16 protein-coding genes and 2 pseudogenes are annotated in these 18,182 nt (G+C 38.6%); 6 read left to right on the forward strand and 12 right to left on the reverse strand.

Annotation, left to right across the window (positions count from 1 at the left end; translation table 11 throughout):
* Positions 1 to 317 precede the first annotated feature (317 nt).
* Positions 318 to 644 carry a zinc ribbon domain-containing protein YjdM gene (locus AC0VZ4_RS11300; RefSeq protein ID WP_475439711.1) on the forward strand — a complete coding sequence of 109 codons (327 nt, stop codon included), beginning with the start codon at positions 318 to 320 and terminating at the stop codon, positions 642 to 644.
* Positions 645 to 1,179: 535 nt separating this feature from the next.
* Here the strand turns inward: AC0VZ4_RS11300 and AC0VZ4_RS11305 are convergent.
* On the reverse strand, positions 1,180 to 1,647 hold the full coding sequence (locus tag AC0VZ4_RS11305; RefSeq protein WP_188085494.1) for an SLATT domain-containing protein: 468 nt from the start codon (positions 1,645 to 1,647) through the stop codon (positions 1,180 to 1,182).
* A gap of 142 nt (positions 1,648 to 1,789) precedes the next feature.
* Here AC0VZ4_RS11305 and AC0VZ4_RS11310 point away from each other — a divergent pair.
* A pseudogene (locus AC0VZ4_RS11310) lies at positions 1,790 to 2,089 on the forward strand (IS110 family transposase); the annotation flags it as partial.
* Between the two features lie 39 nt (positions 2,090 to 2,128).
* Here AC0VZ4_RS11310 and AC0VZ4_RS11315 read toward each other — a convergent pair.
* From AC0VZ4_RS11315 to AC0VZ4_RS11350, 8 genes are all read right to left on the reverse strand, one after another.
* On the reverse strand, positions 2,129 to 2,428 hold the full coding sequence (locus AC0VZ4_RS11315; RefSeq protein WP_475439712.1) for a type II toxin-antitoxin system RelE/ParE family toxin: 300 nt from the start codon (positions 2,426 to 2,428) through the stop codon (positions 2,129 to 2,131).
* Entirely contained in the window at positions 2,416 to 2,673 is a 258-nt protein-coding gene (locus AC0VZ4_RS11320) for a type II toxin-antitoxin system Phd/YefM family antitoxin (RefSeq protein WP_010555056.1), read from the reverse strand. The genes AC0VZ4_RS11315 and AC0VZ4_RS11320 overlap by 13 nt, the downstream gene beginning before the upstream one ends.
* A gap of 322 nt (positions 2,674 to 2,995) precedes the next feature.
* Complete coding sequence (locus AC0VZ4_RS11325; RefSeq protein ID WP_475439713.1) at positions 2,996 to 3,460, reverse strand: response regulator; 465 nt, start codon at positions 3,458 to 3,460, stop codon at positions 2,996 to 2,998.
* Positions 3,461 to 3,495: 35 nt separating this feature from the next.
* Positions 3,496 to 4,380, reverse strand: coding sequence for a histidine kinase (locus AC0VZ4_RS11330; protein ID WP_475439714.1), 885 nt, complete (start codon positions 4,378 to 4,380; stop codon positions 3,496 to 3,498).
* 195 nt (positions 4,381 to 4,575) lie between these two features.
* A complete protein-coding gene (locus AC0VZ4_RS11335) occupies positions 4,576 to 5,052 on the reverse strand; it encodes a GreA/GreB family elongation factor (RefSeq protein WP_475439715.1) in 477 nt (158 codons plus the stop codon).
* 185 nt (positions 5,053 to 5,237) lie between these two features.
* A complete protein-coding gene (gene secF / locus AC0VZ4_RS11340) occupies positions 5,238 to 6,182 on the reverse strand; it encodes a protein translocase subunit SecF (protein ID WP_475439716.1) in 945 nt (314 codons plus the stop codon).
* Positions 6,175 to 8,013: a protein translocase subunit SecD gene (secD, locus tag AC0VZ4_RS11345; protein WP_475439717.1), complete on the reverse strand. Its 1,839-nt coding sequence runs from the start codon at positions 8,011 to 8,013 to the stop codon at positions 6,175 to 6,177. Before secD ends, secF begins: the two co-directional genes overlap by 8 nt.
* A gap of 108 nt (positions 8,014 to 8,121) precedes the next feature.
* Positions 8,122 to 8,583 (reverse strand): hypothetical protein, encoded by a 462-nt coding sequence (locus AC0VZ4_RS11350; protein ID WP_475439718.1) that lies wholly within the window; start codon positions 8,581 to 8,583, stop codon positions 8,122 to 8,124.
* 101 nt (positions 8,584 to 8,684) lie between these two features.
* On the opposite strand from AC0VZ4_RS11350, the gene AC0VZ4_RS11355 reads away from it, so the two are divergent.
* The 4 genes and pseudogenes from AC0VZ4_RS11355 (at position 8,685) to AC0VZ4_RS11370 (ending at position 15,126) form a co-directional block, all read left to right on the forward strand.
* Positions 8,685 to 10,463, forward strand: coding sequence for an ABCB family ABC transporter ATP-binding protein/permease (locus AC0VZ4_RS11355; protein WP_475439719.1), 1,779 nt, complete (start codon positions 8,685 to 8,687; stop codon positions 10,461 to 10,463).
* 240 nt (positions 10,464 to 10,703) lie between these two features.
* Positions 10,704 to 12,782, forward strand: a complete 2,079-nt coding sequence (locus AC0VZ4_RS11360; protein WP_475439720.1) for a M13 family metallopeptidase — start codon at positions 10,704 to 10,706, stop codon at positions 12,780 to 12,782.
* A gap of 259 nt (positions 12,783 to 13,041) precedes the next feature.
* Positions 13,042 to 13,755 (forward strand): YebC/PmpR family DNA-binding transcriptional regulator, encoded by a 714-nt coding sequence (locus tag AC0VZ4_RS11365; protein ID WP_002959761.1) that lies wholly within the window; start codon positions 13,042 to 13,044, stop codon positions 13,753 to 13,755.
* Positions 13,756 to 13,796: 41 nt separating this feature from the next.
* Positions 13,797 to 15,126, forward strand: a pseudogene (locus AC0VZ4_RS11370) (leucine-rich repeat-containing protein kinase family protein).
* Between the two features lie 78 nt (positions 15,127 to 15,204).
* Here AC0VZ4_RS11370 and AC0VZ4_RS11375 read toward each other — a convergent pair.
* The 3 genes from AC0VZ4_RS11375 to eda all read right to left on the reverse strand — a co-directional run bounded on the left by AC0VZ4_RS11375 (position 15,205) and on the right by eda (position 18,169).
* Positions 15,205 to 16,329, reverse strand: coding sequence for a sterol desaturase family protein (locus tag AC0VZ4_RS11375; RefSeq protein ID WP_475439721.1), 1,125 nt, complete (start codon positions 16,327 to 16,329; stop codon positions 15,205 to 15,207).
* Positions 16,330 to 16,534: 205 nt separating this feature from the next.
* Entirely contained in the window at positions 16,535 to 17,539 is a 1,005-nt protein-coding gene (gene gap, locus AC0VZ4_RS11380; protein WP_475439722.1) for a type I glyceraldehyde-3-phosphate dehydrogenase, read from the reverse strand.
* Between the two features lie 9 nt (positions 17,540 to 17,548).
* A complete protein-coding gene (gene eda, locus AC0VZ4_RS11385) occupies positions 17,549 to 18,169 on the reverse strand; it encodes a bifunctional 4-hydroxy-2-oxoglutarate aldolase/2-dehydro-3-deoxy-phosphogluconate aldolase (protein WP_475439723.1) in 621 nt (206 codons plus the stop codon).
* Between the last annotated feature and the right edge of the window lie 13 nt (positions 18,170 to 18,182).

Here is an 18,182-nt window from a genome sequence, read left to right on the forward strand (position 1 = left end):
AGGTTTTAAACACGACTTTTCCTAGTTAAGTCAAAATATAAAAAGCATGCTTAGTAAAATACTAAGCATTATAAATAGAAACACCCATCGTACTAAGTGGGCATTGCGCGAATCACTTAATATGATGGGTGCTTTAACAGGTACCTACTGTACGAGTTAGCGCTTAAATTGCTTAAGCGACATGTGCTTTATATGCCTTTTTTTAAAAACGCACAAACGAGATATTTTTAGCGTGAAGATGAAAAATATTGATTAACTATATTTTCCACCTAATGCAGATTAAAATACGCAAAATTAATATTTTACGAGTGTTATAAATGTCACACCCTGCTTGCCCACAGTGCCAATCTGAATACGCTTACGAAGACCAACAACTGCTTATTTGCCCCGAGTGCGCCCATGAGTGGAACCCAAATACTACACACGATGAAGACGCAATTTTAGTAAACGATGCCAACGGCACTTTACTTAATGATGGCGATAAAGTGACCGTAGCCAAAGATTTAAAAATTAAAGGCAGCTCGCAAGTAATTAAAATTGGCACCAAAGCGGTAGTTAGAAGAGTACTTGAAAAAAAAGATCACGAACTTGCTTATTATATTGCGTTTTTAGCCAAGCCTTGGTTGATTTTATGTTGTATATAAATAACATGGAAAATTGACGTAATAAAAGGATTTAACCAAAGTTTGTCACCTCTATTAGAGTCCGCTATTAAGTTAATACGATTACGAACCATGACAATCCAAGTTACATCGAAAGCACTAGATATAGCATGAATACCAATTGAGCTTTTTAGAATAGCAAGGTCATGATAATTAGCTAAACCATAAATTAAACTACCTAAAGAAATAATAAATAAAACAATGGTAGTTGTAATAAATAAGTTAGGTATTTTAAGTTCGGTATGAAGATTGATCTGGCTCGTAAATCGGTAAAGCTTATATATTAAATGTGAGCCTATAGTTAACACACATAAAACGACAGTCTTTAGTACAGAATCCGTTTCAAATATACCCGCAAATCCTTTGTTTATTTATTCTCCAGAGCTGAATAGACTGAGCTTACGTAGAAATCTAACAAAGCATTAATCGGTCAATAGCTTGCCAAAATATGAAACGAAGTGGAACCGAGTAAACTGTTAGCAGTCACGCTTTATTTTCTAGTTAGGTGTATTTTAAACTACTCTGTCCAAAGAGCACCTTCACTTATATCCGCTATAGAGCTTCGTACAGTATTTGGAATGTGAGGGCTTTCTTGGGAAAGTTGGTCTATCTTTTCTCGAATAGTATCAAGTAAGGCCCAGTTATCTTCTTGTGCTAAAAGTTGCTCCAACTCACGCCCGATTGCATTATAACGTGCGCCTGCAGTTCTATGCTTTTCAGTTTTATCTGAATAATTTAGAAATGACTGTAGTGCAGATAGTACGGCTGCGGTAATGCTCATTAAGCCTACTGTGATTTGCAACCAAATTTCTGGCTTTTGCTGGAGTGTAGCAAAAACCGTTGTTCCAACAATTGTTGCGAGTAAAACTGTTGGTAAGCCAAGCCAAAAATGGAGTCGAGAGTATCTAGATGCAGCGAGATAATGGCCATGTGCTACTGCAGCCACACGATTACTCCATTCTAATGCAACCTTTCGATGATTCACAGTTATCTCCTTTGCACCTAACGAGCCTGTAGAGTAACTCGTTTTTATTTGTTTTTATTGATAAACAAACCATATCTGAGTTCCTATTTTTGTTCAATCTATTACTGTACTTTTACACAGGATATAAAAAGTGTAGTGGTACAGTGGCAAGAAAGAATGGATACACTGGCGATATTCGTGCACTAAATTTTTAAGGCAAACATTTGTGGAATGGGCAGGATTATCTGTGCGTTATTCATTTTGGGCTAAAGCATATTATCGCCAGCAAGAAGCCAAAGGAAAAACCCATAATACCATCATTAGATCATTGGCATTTAAGTGGATGCAAATCCTATTTAGGCGCTGGAAAACACATACGCCCTACGATGAATCAACTTACTTAACTGCATTGAAAAGTAAGGGTTCACCGCTGTTAAAATTTGCGGTGGAAAGTGAGCTTTAGCGCTTGCTGTCCACCTCAGGGCGTGTTGTTAGCTGTATATTACGTTAGCAACAAAAATTTTCGTAAGTCTCGTTCTTGTCTCATTACGTGCAAAATATATACTTTATCGTTATCTTTTTTGTAAAATATACGACAAGGATTCACGACCAGTTCAAGATAATTTAGGTTAGCTAACTCAATTGGTTTTTTACCTGATTCAGGAAAGAGTTCGAGACGTTCAACTTTTTCAAATATTTTGGAAACCAATTTTTTCGCTGACTGCAAATTGCTTAATTCGATATATTCAGCGATATCGTTAAGATCATTCAAAGCTGGATTAGTCCAAATTATTTCAGCCATTTATTCATTTTATCTTTAGCTTCAACATTCGACATGGTTTCACCACGACTTATTGCCTGCTCTCCTTTTGCAAGAGACTCAAGAATTTGCATACGCTTTTGCATAAATTCATAATCATCAACATCTACTAAGTATGCAGATGGTTGCCCATGTTCAGTTATCAACACAGGTTCTTTAGAGGAATGAAGTTCAGATAATATCTTCGTAGCTTGACGCTTCAATGTTGTTACTAGTTCTACTCTCATAATAATCCCCAAACAAATGTATCACTATAGTAGCACCGAGTAGCCAACTTGGGAAATACAACTAACGAGGCTGTTTAACCACTAAAATCAATTAAAAAGGGAGCACCTAACGTCAACCCTGCTCACTTTTAAACTATTAGGTACTTCTCATTATATGCCTTTGTAGAAATTGAAATACACACCACGTTACGCTATAAAAACATAGCTGTAGGTTGGATAAATGGCGGAGCCATGCCATTCGACAATTAATTTATGAGTAAAAATAAGCGTTTATTGTGTTGGTAATTAGGATAGGTGTCATCCTAATTATTTTAATGACTTGTTATGCAACGCTTTTCTTAAGCATTGAAAAGCCAACTTTAAAAAGAACTTTTTTATAAAAAGAAGACTTCTTACTAAGAAAATCGTCAACTATTTCTATCAACTCATCCACAAAATCAGCTGTAGTTTGAATTTTATTTTCCATTACATAATCGACTTTAGTCATATCATTAACTAAATGAAATTGGTGTGCTGAAGTTACGACGATATAACTACTTGTTGTTCTACTCAGCAATGATGCTATTTGCATACCATCTTTCGCGACATCAGGTTCTGTAATTCCTTGAACATCTAAAATGACGATATCGTATGGTTTTTTTTGTAATCGGCTTAAAAGTGCATTATCTATTTTAGAATGTCTGTCTATTTTACTAAAGCCCGCATTATTAGCTATATTTAGCATGTCTGTATTAAAGTAAATATCTTCATCATCTACGATACAGATATTTACATTATTAAGTTTCATGAGAAACTTTCCCAATCCTTTTAACGGTTTGTGCTTCATGCTCTCAGATTCCTAATTATAAATATTTGTTTTGCTTTTTCCTTATCTATTATTTGTTGCTCATGGACTAACTCTAAAAAATCAGAGGTTCTTTTGTTTAGTTCGTTATAATGCTGAATTAGTACTTGTGCCCAATACAAACCATAACCAAAACCTTCCGACTCCCTCTTTGATTGAAAACCCTTCTCAAAGATTACTTCAGAATCAACGATTGGCTCAGATATATTGGTAAACTTAAGTGTAATATCATCGTTTTTATTTTTGACAGCGGAGACTCTTACTGTACTGGAATCAATACTGTATTTCCAAATATTGTCCATCATGATTGAGATAATATATTCAATCATATGTGATGCAAAAGTTATGTTAGTCTTTTTATGTACATCAAAATCAAAATTTTTTGACCTACGAGTATTCACTATCAAAGAAAACACTTTTGAATACTTATCTAGAATTTTTAAAAGGTTTGTTTTCTTATCTAAATTTGCAGAGTAATGCGAACTGGGATGAAACTCATTAACCCCCGCAATCATTTCAATGAATTGATCTATGATTACTGTAGCTCCAACAATTTTACTAGCAGGTTTATCAAGCTCTACTACCTTAGTACTTACAGTAGGATCAATTCGAGAAGCTTCAGCAACAATAGTTTGAAGTACTTTGTGTAATTCGTGCCTTAAGTTATGGGAAATATGTCTTAAAGTAACAGATTCCTCCTTCTTTTTGATAACACCCCCTGTATTGTAAAATGCGACGCCGTACTGGCAAAAATCAAATGTGTCTATTACTGATTTTTCGCAATCTTTTGAAGGACAACGAATACAAATACCTAACATACTTCTCCCTGATTCTGATAAGTTGCGTAAGATTTTATCAAACACCACTCTAGGGGTTTATAGCACCCCAAAGCGGCATATATTACTTATCTTAATAATTCCACTAAATAACTTCAATGTAAACAAATGATTAGCCATGTAATAAAATAGGCTCTGTTGTTTTGCACCAAAACGACTTTTAATAATGTTATGAGACAGAATTACCTTTGTCAGATGGTGTTCTCTTAAAAAACCAAAGCTTTATAAAATATCTACCACCACATATTCGTGGGCTTTACCTGCAATTGTTAACGTAATTTCATCATCAATCTGTTTATTTAGTAACTGCTTACCCATTGGTGCGCCGGGTGTTACAACAGCAATTGCGTGCTGTTTAACGTTTACTGTTAAACCACCAGCTGCAGGGCCTAAATAAAACCATTTTTGGGCTGCGTTATCATCTTCTAAACATACCAGCGAACCGATAGCTATTTTGTCGGTTGGTTTTTCGTTAAAAGCAGGCTCAAACAATTCTATGCTTTTATAGCAATCGTTTACGCGCTGGGCTTGGCCTTGTGCTAAATAAGCGGCTTCAAGCCCTAGGGTATCGTATTTGTTTTCGGCTATGTTTTCTTCATGTGTGGCGGTGTCGTGCGCAGTTTTTGCCGCTACTTTTGCTGTTGTAAGCTGCGCTTCTAGCGCAAAACGAAGATGTTCGATAACGTGGGTTTTATTCATGGGGATTAATACAATACTGGCAGTAAAAATAAGGCAGTTAGTTTAACATTTTTGCTAGGCTTAAAACCATTGTTTTAAACCCCGCAAGTTTGGTGGGAATACTAGCGGGGCTTAAATAAGCATTAAACAAGCAAAGAGCCGTTGATTGGTTGGTGCAGCTCTTTGCTTGTGTTTTATTAAAAACCTTATGGCATATCTAATAATGTTTGCGTGTGGGCATCTACTTTAACTTCGTAGTTTTTAGCGCTTAAGCCCAATAGTTCCGGCAAGGTTGCCGCTATACAAATAGACGAGAACGTACCCACTACAATGCCGGTAAATAATGCTATAGCAAAGCCTTGCAGTGGTGCACCTGCAAGTAACCAAACGCTCGCAACCGTTGCAAGTGTGGTACCCGACGTTATTAAGGTGCGCGTTAGTGTGCTTTTAATCGCATTATTAATAATAGTCGCTGGGCTAAGTATATTGTTTGATTGAACACGTAAAAGCTCACGCACTCTATCCCCTACTATTATTGAGTCGTTAAGTGAGTAGCCAATAATAGCCAGTAAACTTGCCAGTACGGTTAGGTTAAACTCAATTTGTAATAGTGAAAACAACCCAAGTACGAGTATTAAATCGTGCATTAGCGCTACCACAGACCCTACCGCTAAGCGCCATTCAAAACGCACTGCAAGGTAAATCATTACCGCAATCATTGCAGCAAACATGGCTAAACAGCCTTGATCAAATAACTCATCGCCCACTTGTGAGCCAATATAAGCTGACGATAAAACCTGTGCGTTTATATCATCGTTTTGTGTAACGGCGCTTTGCCAATCAAGGCTATTAGCTGTTGTTGATGTAGTTGATGCACTTGGCGCTTCTCTTAATTGAAAATGGCTATTCCCTTGCGCGGTTAGCTCAAACTCACCGTTGTGATTTTTAGCAATAAACGATTGAAGCTCTTTTAGCTCAACGCTTTGGCTAGTTGTAAACTCAGTTAAATAACCGCCGGTAAAATCTAGGCCAAAATTTAGACCTTTTTGCGTAAGCGTAAATACGGATAGCAGCACTAAAATGGCACTTAAAAGCATACCCATAAAGCGTAAACGTGTGCCCTTTTCACCTTTCAAAAAAGTGTTAAGCATGTGCTTTTACTCCTGCTTTTTTACCCATTTTTAAATACAACGTTTGGCTTAATATTTTTGATACGTACACACCTGTAAATACAGACGTTAAAAGTCCCAGTGCTAATGTAATGGCAAAACCTTTAACGGGCCCATAGCCTATGCCGTATAAAATAAGTGCGGTGATCATGGTGGTTATATTGGCATCAAATATTGTATTTCCGGCTTGTTTATAACCCTCTTGAATAGCTTGATATGGTGCACGGCCTTGGCGACGTTCTTCTTTAATACGTTCAAAAATTATTACGTTAGTGTCTACCGCCATACCTATGGTTAATACTAGGCCTGCAATACCCGGAAGCGTTAATACAACCCCTGGTAATAATGACATTAAGCCCACAAGGGACGTTAAGTTTAATATAAGTGCTACGTTTGCAATAAGGCCTAAACGGCGGTACCAAAGCGCCATAAATGCAAGGGTAATACCCATGCCTAACATAAGCGCGGCTAAGCCATTACTAATGTTTTCTTGGCCGAGGCTTGGCCCTATTGTTTGTTCGTGCACAATTGTAACGGGGGCGGTAAGCGAGCCTGCACGTAGTAACAATGCCAGATCGGCTGCCGCTTGCTGGCTTTTCATATTGGTAATACTAAAACGCGAACTTAAATGCTGAGCAATATTGGCAACATTAATAACTTCGCTTTTTTTAACTACTTCGCCTTTAGCGTTTTGAGAATACTCAGAGTAAACCGTCGCCATTGGCTTACCAATATTGGCTTTTGAAAATGCCGACATTGCATCCCCACCTTGGCCGTCTAGGCTTAGTTGTACAAGTGGTTTACCCCAATCGTCGCGGCCTATGTTTGCATTATTAATATGATCGCCTGTAAAAATTGGCACAGGATCGAGCTTTATGGTTCCGCCCGATTGCATATTAAATGTTTGCCCGCCAATTTCTTTTAATTGATAAAAACCAAGCGATGCGGTTGCACCAATAATGCGCTTAGCTTCGGTTGGATCTTGCACACCCGGTAGCTCTATACGAATGCGGTGCTTACCTTGTTGCTGTGTTACCGCTTCGGTAATGCCTAACTCTTCAATACGTGAACGAAGGGTTGTAAGTGTTTGCCCCATTACTTCTTTATCAAAGCTGCTGCGGCCTTGCTCTGAATAACTAAATTTGGCAGTTTTAACACTGCCGTTATTGCTTGTTACAACGGCTAAATTAGCAAATCGGCTTTGTAGCTCTTCAATAACAGGGGTTAACTTGTCGGTTGCATTAGGCAATGCGTTTATTTCAAACCCGTGCTGAGTTTGCTGCGCTTTTACGCCATGTGCTTTTTGCTTAATAATAATTGATTTAGCTTGTTGATACGCACTGACTAATTGCTCATCAACGGCTTTATCTAAATCTACGTCTAATACAAATAGCACACCGCCATTTAAATCAAGGCCTAGCTTAATTGGTGATAAACCAAAATTTTGTAGCCATGTGGGGCTGGTTGCATGCTCAACAATTTTAACTTGCGTGTTTGGGTATTGCGCTTTTATAGCCGCTTGCGCCTGAGCGCTTTTAGTTGGCTCGTTTAAAAGTACATTAATAGTTGATTGCTTATCTAAGCCTTGCTCAACCTCAAGTCCTTGGTTATTTAAAAAAGTAACTAGGGTTTTAGTGCTTGGTAAAGATTGTGTTTCGCTGTGCGGCGTACTACTTACGTGCAACCACGATTTATTTGGATATAGGTTTGGTAATGCGCTAATAGCTAATAAAACCAATACTATTAGCATGGCTATATAGCTTAATTTGAACTTAGCCGTAGACGGCTTTTTATCTTTTTTAAAACTTAACATGTTTAATCCTTATTGCCAGAAATGCTAGCAACGTACTTTTTAAAAGCACAATTAATCTGCAGGCTAAAACTTTAAAAGTTAAAACCTAATAAAATTAAATAAGGAAAATTAAGCGTGGTAGGTAGTTACAGCTCTGTAGAGTAAGTTAACGTCTTTCCAGCCACTCAAGCGCGACTTTTTACTATTAGTTACAAGCGTATACCAAGGTTGTATACGGTTAACGGCTCTCGGTCGTAAGAATATATGCCTAACAAGATTTTGAGCAAAAAATTCAAAAACCACATCGTATTCTGGCTCATTTTGCACAGTGTGCAAAAACAAAGATGAATTATTGGCAGTTAATCTTGGTTGGTGCGCGTCAAAATCGGTTTGATGCGTTTTTTTATGTTGCGAAGTATCTACAGACTTACTAATAGGCTGTATTTTAGTTAAATCGCCAATATTAGTAAGCGAAACCTGCGTGCTAATATTTATATTTAAATTTTGTGAGGCGCCCATAGCATTGCTCTGCACACTAAAAAGTGCAGCAAGTAGCAAAAAGGCAGTTAAAAACACTCTAAATTTAAACATTCACGTTTTAAAACTAAAATAAGGGATGCGTAGTATATAAGGGCAAGCATTTAAAATACAATGCTTATTAATTAAGTATTTAGTTTTAACAGAGATCGCTAATGCGCCCCAGACAAAGCACAGAAAAACGACCAGACGCCATGAATTTACGCCAAAGTGTAAAAACACTGTGGCCCTACCTTACAAAATTTAAAGGCCGTGTTTTTATTGCACTTATGGCGCTTATAGGCGCAAAAGGTGCCACGCTTTTAATGCCTTGGGCGCTTAAAGAAATAATAGACTCTGTAGATAAGTCGATTAACCCACTGTTAGTTATTCCCGTTTTATTATTACTGATGTACGGTGCACTGCGTTTTGCTAGCGTATTTTTAGGTGAGGTAAGAGATGCTGTATTTTCTCGCGTAACCGAGCACGCCATGCGTGATATAGGTTTAAAAGTATTTAAGCATTTGCACTCACTTGAGCTGGCTTTTCATTTAGATAGGCAAACCGGTGGCATTAGCCGCGATATAGAACGCGGTACAAGCGGGTTAAGCTTTTTAATGCGTTTTTTAATGTTTAACATTGTGCCTACTTTATTTGAAATACTGACCGTTGCGATTATTTTTGGCACGTTGTTTTCTGTTTGGTTTGCGCTTATTACATTATTGGCAGTCGCTATTTATATTACCTTTACTGTGGTGGTTACTCAGTGGAGAAACCGCTTTATTCGCGAAGCAAACGCTGCCGACAACCAAAGTAATACCCGCGCTATAGACAGCCTACTTAACTATGAAACTGTAAAATATTTTAATAATGAACTGTTTGAAGCTAAAACGTACGACACCTTTTTAGCAAACTGGGAAAAAGCCCGTTTAAAAAATAGAATGTCGTTGCTCGCCCTCAACTCAGGCCAAGCACTTATTATTGCTTGTGCTATTACCGCGTTAATGTGGTTGGGCTCAACTGAGGTAGTTGCAGGTACGCTCTCAATTGGTGAGCTGGTAATGATTAACGCGTATATGATTCAGCTATTTTTACCACTTAACTTTTTAGGTTTTGTGTACCGCGAAATAAGACGCGCCCTTACCGACCTTGAAAATATGCTTGGATTATTAAATAAAAAGCCACAAATAACCGATGCACTTAATGCAAAACAGCTCAATATTAGCCAAGGTGAAATAACATTTAATAATGTAAGTTTTAGTTACGATGCCCATCGCCCTATTCTTAATAATCTTAGCTTTAATGTTAAAGCAGGCAGCAAAGTAGCCATTGTTGGTGCCAGTGGTGCTGGTAAAAGCTCATTAGCCCGACTGCTTTATCGTTTTTATAATGTAAACGCTGGTGAAATTAGTATTGATAATCAAGCAATAAACTCAGTAACACTTAATAGTTTACGAAAAGCCATTGCAATAGTCCCGCAAGATACCGTGTTGTTTAACACCACGATTCGTGAAAATATCGCTTACGGTAGACCAACAGCAAGCGATGCTGAAATTGACGACGCCATTGCTATGGCGCATTTAAAAGACTTTATAGGCACACTTGATAAAGGCGATAAAACACTGGTTGGCGAGCGCGGTTTAAAAGTATCCGGCGGCGAAAAACAGCGTATTGCCATTGCACGCGCTATTTTGAAAAAATCCCCTATTTTAATTTTTGATGAAGCAACTTCAGCACTCGACTCTCATTCTGAGCAAGCAATACTTGCTGCAATGCGTGAAGTTGCCAGTAACCATACGAGTATTGTTATTGCTCATCGCCTTTCTACTATTACCGATGCAGACACCATTATTGTGCTCAAAGCCGGACAAATTATTGAGCAAGGTAAGCACGATGAGTTACTTACACTCGCCGGAGAATATGCCCGTATGTGGGAGCTTCAGCATAAAAAATAAATACTGCGTAACCCCTCTTAGCTCGGATACTTTTAAGTATGCGAGCTAAATAAAGTGTTTATAGAACCTATTAGCCTTTCTCTTTTCTCCTATATTAGTTTTATCGACCACTGTGGTGATTCACCTCAAAAGGTTTGTTTGTCTGATTAATATCAATAACAATCGATAAGTTAAATATTCGTAACAATAAAAATGATTCACTGCTGCTTTAATTCAATCAGTGATACTCAGGAGTAAGTAATGAAAAAGAGTTTAATTGCCGCAGCATTAGCTGCCACATTTATTACCGGTTGTTCAGAGCCGCAAACAACAAAAACAGAAGAGCAACAACTTAAAGTAGCCACTGCAGCAGTGACACAAAAAGCAGAGTTAGGTAATTTTGGTGTTGACCTAACAGCGCGTAACGAAGCTGTTAAACCAGGCGATGACTTTTTTATGTATGCCAGCGGCACATGGTATGACAACTACGTAATGCCTGCAGATAAAACCCGCTACGGTGCATTTTCAGGATTAGCTGAGCGAAGCGAAGGCGATGTTAAAGCTATTATTGAAGAAATAGCCGCACGTAAAGATTTAAACGCAGAAGAAAAACTCGTTGCTGATTTTTACAACGCCTACATGGATACCGAAACACTTAATAAACTAGGTGTGGCGCCAATTAAGCCATTGCTAAGTGAAATTAATGGTATATCGTCAACCGACGATTTAGCTGAGATGTTTGGTAAGTCTTGGTTAACCGGTAATAAAGCCCCTTTTGGCGGCGGTATGTGGTTTAATCGCCTAGACCCTAACAAATATGAAATGTCACTAGGTGCAGGTGGATTAGGCTTACCAGATCGCTCTTACTACCTTGAAGACGCTGAGCGCTTTGTTAAAACCCGCACAGCTTATGTTGCTCACATTGCTGATATGCTTGAGTTTGCAGGAGTAGAAAATACCGCTGAGCGCGCTCAAGCAATTGTTGATCTTGAAACCAAAATTGCACAAGGCCATTGGCCTCGTGAAAAGCGCCGTAATCGCGATTTAACGCTAAACCAAATTGAACGCGCCGATTTAAGCACTGCTTATCCTGGTTTTAACTGGGATTTATATTTTGCGCAAACAGGTTATAAAGTACCTCAGTTAAATGTCTCTCAACCTGAACCTATAAAAGCGATGATTGAGCTAATCAATCAAGAAGATATTGCAGTATGGAAAGACTACCTAACGTATCACGCGATTAGCGGTAACGCAGGTTTACTATCAGAAGACGTATTTAATACTAACTTTGCTTTTTTTGGTAAAGAACTAAACGGACAACAAGAGCCTCGCCCTCGTTGGAAACGTGCAATAAGTCAAATGTCAGGCACAAGTTCGCTTGGTTTTGCTATTGGTAAAATATACGTAGCACGTTACTTCCCTGAATCATCAAAACAACAAATGTCAGAGCTGGTTGAAAACCTTCGTACAGCTCTTGGTGAACGTATTGATAACCTAGAGTGGATGGGCGATGAAACTAAAGTAAATGCGCGCGCTAAACTGGCTGCATTTGTACCAAAAATTGGTTACCCCGATGTATGGCAGTCTTATGAAGGTTTAAGCATTACTAAAAATGATTTGATTGGTAATGTGAAAAACATGCGTGAGTTTTTCCACGCAGAAAGTGTTGAAAAAGAGCTACAAAAAACAGATCGTAACCGCTGGGGCATGACGCCACAACGCGTAAACGCTTACTACAATAGCTCGTTTAATGAAATTGTATTTCCGGCTGCGATATTACAACCGCCGTTTTTCGATCCAAATGCCGATCCGGCTGTAAACTATGGCGGTATTGGCGCTGTAATTGGTCACGAAATGGGTCATGGATTTGACGATCAAGGTTCAAAATCTGACGAAAACGGTGTGCAACGTAACTGGTGGACTGATGCTGACCGCGCTGCATTTGACAAAAAAGCCGACCAACTGGCTGCGCAGTACAGTAAATACGAGCCAATCGAAGGTAACTTTGTTAATGGTCGCAATAGCCTTGGCGAAAACATTGGTGATGTAGGTGGGTTATCGATGGCTTATCACGCGTACAAGCTCAGTTTAAATGGTAAAGAAGCGCCTGTTATTGACGGTGTTACTGGCGATCAACGTTTCTTCCTTGCGTGGGCACAAGTATGGAAAGAAAAACGTACTGAGCAAAGCATGCTTAACCAACTGCGTAGTGGCACACATGCCCCAGGTCGCTTTAGAGCACAAGCGCCACGTAACCACGATGCATGGTATAAAGCGTTTGATGTAAAACCAGGCGATGCGTTATACCTTCCTGAAGATGAACGTGTACGTATTTGGTAAGTAATACTTACTTTTTATTACTTAGTAAGGCAACCTGTTATACAGGTTGCCTTTTTTATTGAGTTAAATTTACACATAATAGATATAATTCCAACGTCTAGAACCCTCGATGATCCCATTAATAAAATACAGTTTACATTGCTTTTAAACGTTACCGTTTTAATCTGTTTTAATACTTACTAGCCCTTGAATGCATTTACCTTTAGAATACGCATTATAATTTTATTCTATTATTTACATATATTAAGGCGAAACGCAGATGGGAAGAGCTTACCAAAACAAAAAAGATTCAATGGCTAAGACTGCGGGTGCTAAAACTAAAGTTTATTCTAAGTACGGCAAAGAAATTTATATTTGTGCTAAAAACGGCGGTGTAGATCCAGATGGTAACTTATCATTACGTCGTTTAATTGAACGCGCTAAAAAAGACCAAGTGCCAGCACACGTTATTGACCGCGCAATAGACAAAGCAAAAGGCGGCGGCGGTGAAGACTACGCAGCAACACGTTACGAAGGTTACGGCCCTGGTAACTGTATGATTATTGTTGACTGTTTAACAGACAACAACAAGCGTACCTTTGCTGATGTACGTGTTTGTTTTACCAAAGCAAATGCTAAAATTGGCGCTCAAAACTCTGTTTCACATTTATTTGATCACCTTGCTATTTTTGTATTTGACGGTGATGACGACGAAGCAGTACTTGAAGCTCTTATGATGGCTGATGTTGATGTAACTGACGTAGAAGTAGATGACGGTAAAGTTACTGTTTTTGCTCCTCATACAGAGTACAACAATACACGTACAGCGCTTGAAGAAATGGGCGTGACTGAATTTGACGAAGACCTAATTAGCTTTGTGCCACAAATTGAAACGCCGATTGAAGGCGAAGACGTTGAAGTTATGGAACGCTTTTTAGCCATGTTAGAAGATTGCGACGACGTACAAAACGTTTACCATAACGCGCAATTCTAAAGAGCGATTTAGTAAGTTAGAACGACTTTAAGCCAACAGCTATGTTGGCTTTTTCATTTTTAGAACATGGTATTAATATGAACTCCCTTAAAGAGCTTAAAAGTGGCAAACTTGTTGGTGCTACTCGCCTGCAATTGGTAGAAGAGCTAACGACATTTCCTGAAGAAATTTTTAGCTTAGCTGACACGCTTGAAGTTCTCGATTTATCAAATAATAACTTATCAACACTACCTGATGAATTTGCCTGTTTAACACGCCTTAAGCGTGTGTAATTCGTTTAATCAGTTTAATCAGTTTAAGCATATTCCCAAAGTGCTCGCTAAATGCCCTACTTTAATTATGGTCGCGTTTAAAGGTAACCAAATTTCTGAATTTGCTTTAAACAGCCTGCCAAAAAATATTGAGTGGCTAATACTCACCGATAATACGTTAAGCGAATTGCCTGAAGATTTTGGTAATTATACCCAGCTTAAAAAGCTTGCGCTTGCAGGCAATCAACTTAAGCAACTGCCAAGTAGCATGGCGCAGTGTAAAAACCTTGAGCTTGTTAGGCTCTCAGCTAATAACTTAACACACGTAGACGACTGGCTGTTTGAATTACCTAAACTTGCTTGGATTGCGTTTGCCGGTAACGATTTTAATAAAGCTCAGTGCCTTACAAAGTGCAGCTTAGAAAATAACCCTCTTGACGATTACACGCTTAGTCATGTTATTGGCCAAGGTGCATCGGGCGTTATTCATTTAGCGCAAGCAGCTGATAGCGCTGTAGCTATTAAATTATTTAAAGGCGCAATTACCAGCGACGGCTACCCGCTTGATGAAGTAAATTGCTGCTTACAAGCAGGCGAGCACGCTAATTTAATTAAAGTACTTGCCTACATTGAGCAAAGTGATCAGCTAGGTTTAGTAATGGAGCTAATAGATAAAAGCTTTGCTAATTTAGGCCTGCCTCCAAGCCTTGAAACCTGTACGCGTGATACCTTTAACGATGATTGCCATTACTCAACTCACGCTATTTTAAAAATTGCACAGCAAATGATAAGTACGCTGCAGCACTTGCATATTTGTAAAGTAAGCCATGGCGACGTGTATGCGCATAACACCATGATAAACAAAGATGCTGATGTATTATTTGGTGATTTTGGTGCAGCCACAAACTTAGCCATGTTAAGTGATTATCAACAAAAGCAAATCGAGTTAATTGAAGTACGTGCATTAGGGTGTTTAATTGAAGACTTATTAGGCACGGTAACTGGCGATGATAAACAAAGTGAGCTCTTTGTTAAAATGTCCGATATGGCAAAATGTGCCATGCAACCTATATTAAATCAAAGACCTACATTTACTGAGTTATTAGCTGAGCTAAAATAAGTTTAATATTAATAATATAAGCGAGCAAAATGTAACACCTTGCTCGCTTTTAATTTATGTTTATCCAGATTCCCGAACTTATTTAGTGCGCTTAAACGGGTAAACCTGTTGTTTAAGCATACCTACGGGCATGTAATCCCCGACTACACCATACGCTTGTGGCCACTCTTTTTGGCCTTTAACAGCAGTACCGAACACGTAGTCTAAAAACGAAAAATGCGCAGCGTAATTGCGGTCAATCGCGGCTTTATCTGACGCATGGTGCCAATGATGAAACTGCGGTGTAACCATAAAATATTTTAGCCAACCAAATTTCACACGTACATTTGCATGGTTAAACACAGCCTGCAAACCCACAATTATTACGTACAAACTAATTATTTGCTGTGAAAAACCAAGCACAAATATAGGCGTGAGCACTAAGCTGCGCGTTACGAGTATTTCAAGAATATGCTGGCGAGAGCCCGCTAACCAATCCATTTCTTTCGCACTGTGATGTACGCCATGAAAGCGCCATAATAAAGGGACTTCGTGATAAGCACGATGCACCCAATACTGCATTAAATCAGCCACGAGTATTATTAAAAACAACTGCACTGCAAAGGGAGTTTGCTCTATATAACCTTGTACTGTAGATGATACAGCCCAGCCAAAGCCATAATGCACAAAGTGGTTAGTAACGAGTAATACAAAACCAATAATTAAATGATTTACAAAAAAGTGGTTTAAATCGCCCCGCCACTCACTACGTAATATTTTTTGATCTTTACGATGAGGTAATAACTTTTCAATCACAATAAATATAAGTGTTGAGCCGAGTAAATCTAAAATAAACCAATCAAGCCCTATATAAGGTGTATCAGAAGCAAATTCGTTTACTTCAACGTTTGGCCCGCCAAACATAATAGCGAGTAAAATAAAAAACCACGCTGTAGCCCCTAAACGCTTATTGGTATTGCGTACAAAGTTAAGTAATCCTAAACTGCCCGAGACTAATAATGATGCAAACATAAGCTGACGTAAAAAGTTGACGCTGTAGCTTTTTCTCAGCTCTGGTGTGGTTAAATATTCAGGAAAGTGAAACGCTAATACGCCTAAGCAACTCAGTATTGCTAAAAAGCAGGCTATGTAGCCACTTATGTTGCCCTCACCTATCTGAAGATGATTTGTGCGAAATACTTTTCGCGATAAAGCTCTGATCATTTTTATTATTCCTTGCGTCGTTGAGTTGATTAAATACAACGAAATTCCATTAATTTACACACCCACATATTAACAAAATTTAGGGTATAAAAAATACAAATAGTTCCCTGCTAATTTTGAATTGCAAATATACAGATAAACCAAACGCAAAAAAGCCACGCAATGCGTGGCTTGGTTGGATAAAGCTAAACTTTTACAAGGTTAATTATAAGTACTGACCTAATGCTTTAACTTGGTCTAACATGCGGTTTGAGAAACCCCACTCGTTGTCGTACCAAGCCATTACTTTAACTAGTTTGCCATTGGCTTTAGTTTGCGTTGCATCAAAGATAGACGACGCTGGGTTATGGTTAAAGTCGATAGAAACAAGCGGAAGCTCATTATATTCTAAAATACTCTTCATTGAACCCGTTGATGCTTCTTTCATGATTGCATTGATTTCTTCTGCGGTCGTATCGCGATTAGTGATAAACGTAAAATCAACTAAAGAAACATTGATTGTAGGTACACGTACCGACATACCGTCTAATTTACCAGCAAGTTCAGGTAATACTAAACCAACAGCTGCCGCAGCACCTGTTTTAGTTGGGATCATAGATTGAGTTGCACTACGCGCACGGTATAAATCTGGATGGTACACGTCAGATAAATTTTGATCGTTTGTGTAAGCGTGAATAGTCGTCATGCTACCTTGTTCAATACCTACTGTGTCGTTAATTGCTTTTGCAATTGGCGCTAAACAGTTAGTAGTACAAGAAGCGTTAGAAATGATATTACTATCAGCGTTAATTACGTCGCTGTTTACACCATGTACTACTGTTGCATCTAAACCAGTACCTGGAGCAGATACGATTACTTTTTTAGCGCCTGCAGTAATGTGCTTAGCAGCGTCATCACGTTTAGTGAAAAAACCAGTACATTCTAAAACGATGTCTACGTTTAGCTCTTTCCACGGTAAGTTTGCAGGATCACGCTCTTGCGTTAACGTAATTACGTCATCACCAATTAGCATAGTGTTGTTTTCAAGTGTTACTTTTTTAGAAAAAATACCATGAACTGAGTCATACTGCGTTAAATGTGCATTAACATTAGCCGGTGCTAAATCGTTAATTGCAACAATTTTAATTTCGTTGTTTTGAGCTGACTCGTAAAGTGCACGTAATACATTGCGACCGATACGGCCATAACCGTTAATTGCTACATTAATCATTTTAGACTCCTATTTAAGTTCACTTGCTTGGCGAGCAAGCGCTTCAATTGCTTGCCAGTCTTTATTTTCAATTAGTTGTTTATCTAGCATCCAAGTACCACCAACACAAATAACGTTGTTAAGCGCTAAATAATTAGGTGCAGTTGCTAGGCTAATGCCGCCAGTTGGGCAAAAAGTAATATTTGGTAATGGGCCACCGATAGATTTAAGCATTACTGTTCCGCCCGCAGCTTCTGCAGGGAAGAATTTTAAAAACTTAAAACCATGCGACGCAAGCTGCATAACTTCACTCGCCGTTGCAGCGCCGGGTAGAAATGGTATATCTGACTCTTTTGCTAAAGCAATCAGCTCATCGCTAACACCTGGGCTCACCATAAAATCAGCACCCGCAGCTACTGAAAGATCAAAGCTTGCTTTATCTACAACCGTACCAGTGCCAACATAAGCTTCTGGTACTTCTGCTTTCATTAGCTTTACAGCTTCTGCGGCAATTGGTGTACGTAGTGTAATTTCTAAGGCTTTTAAACCGCCGTTATATAACGCTCTAGCAAGTGGTGCAGCATCTTCTAATTTTTCGATTACAACCACTGGCACTACGGGTGCCGATGCTAAGATTTTTTCAATACTCATTACTTGTTCCTCA

The organism is Pseudoalteromonas sp. QJM3NY_22, assembly GCF_056173065.1.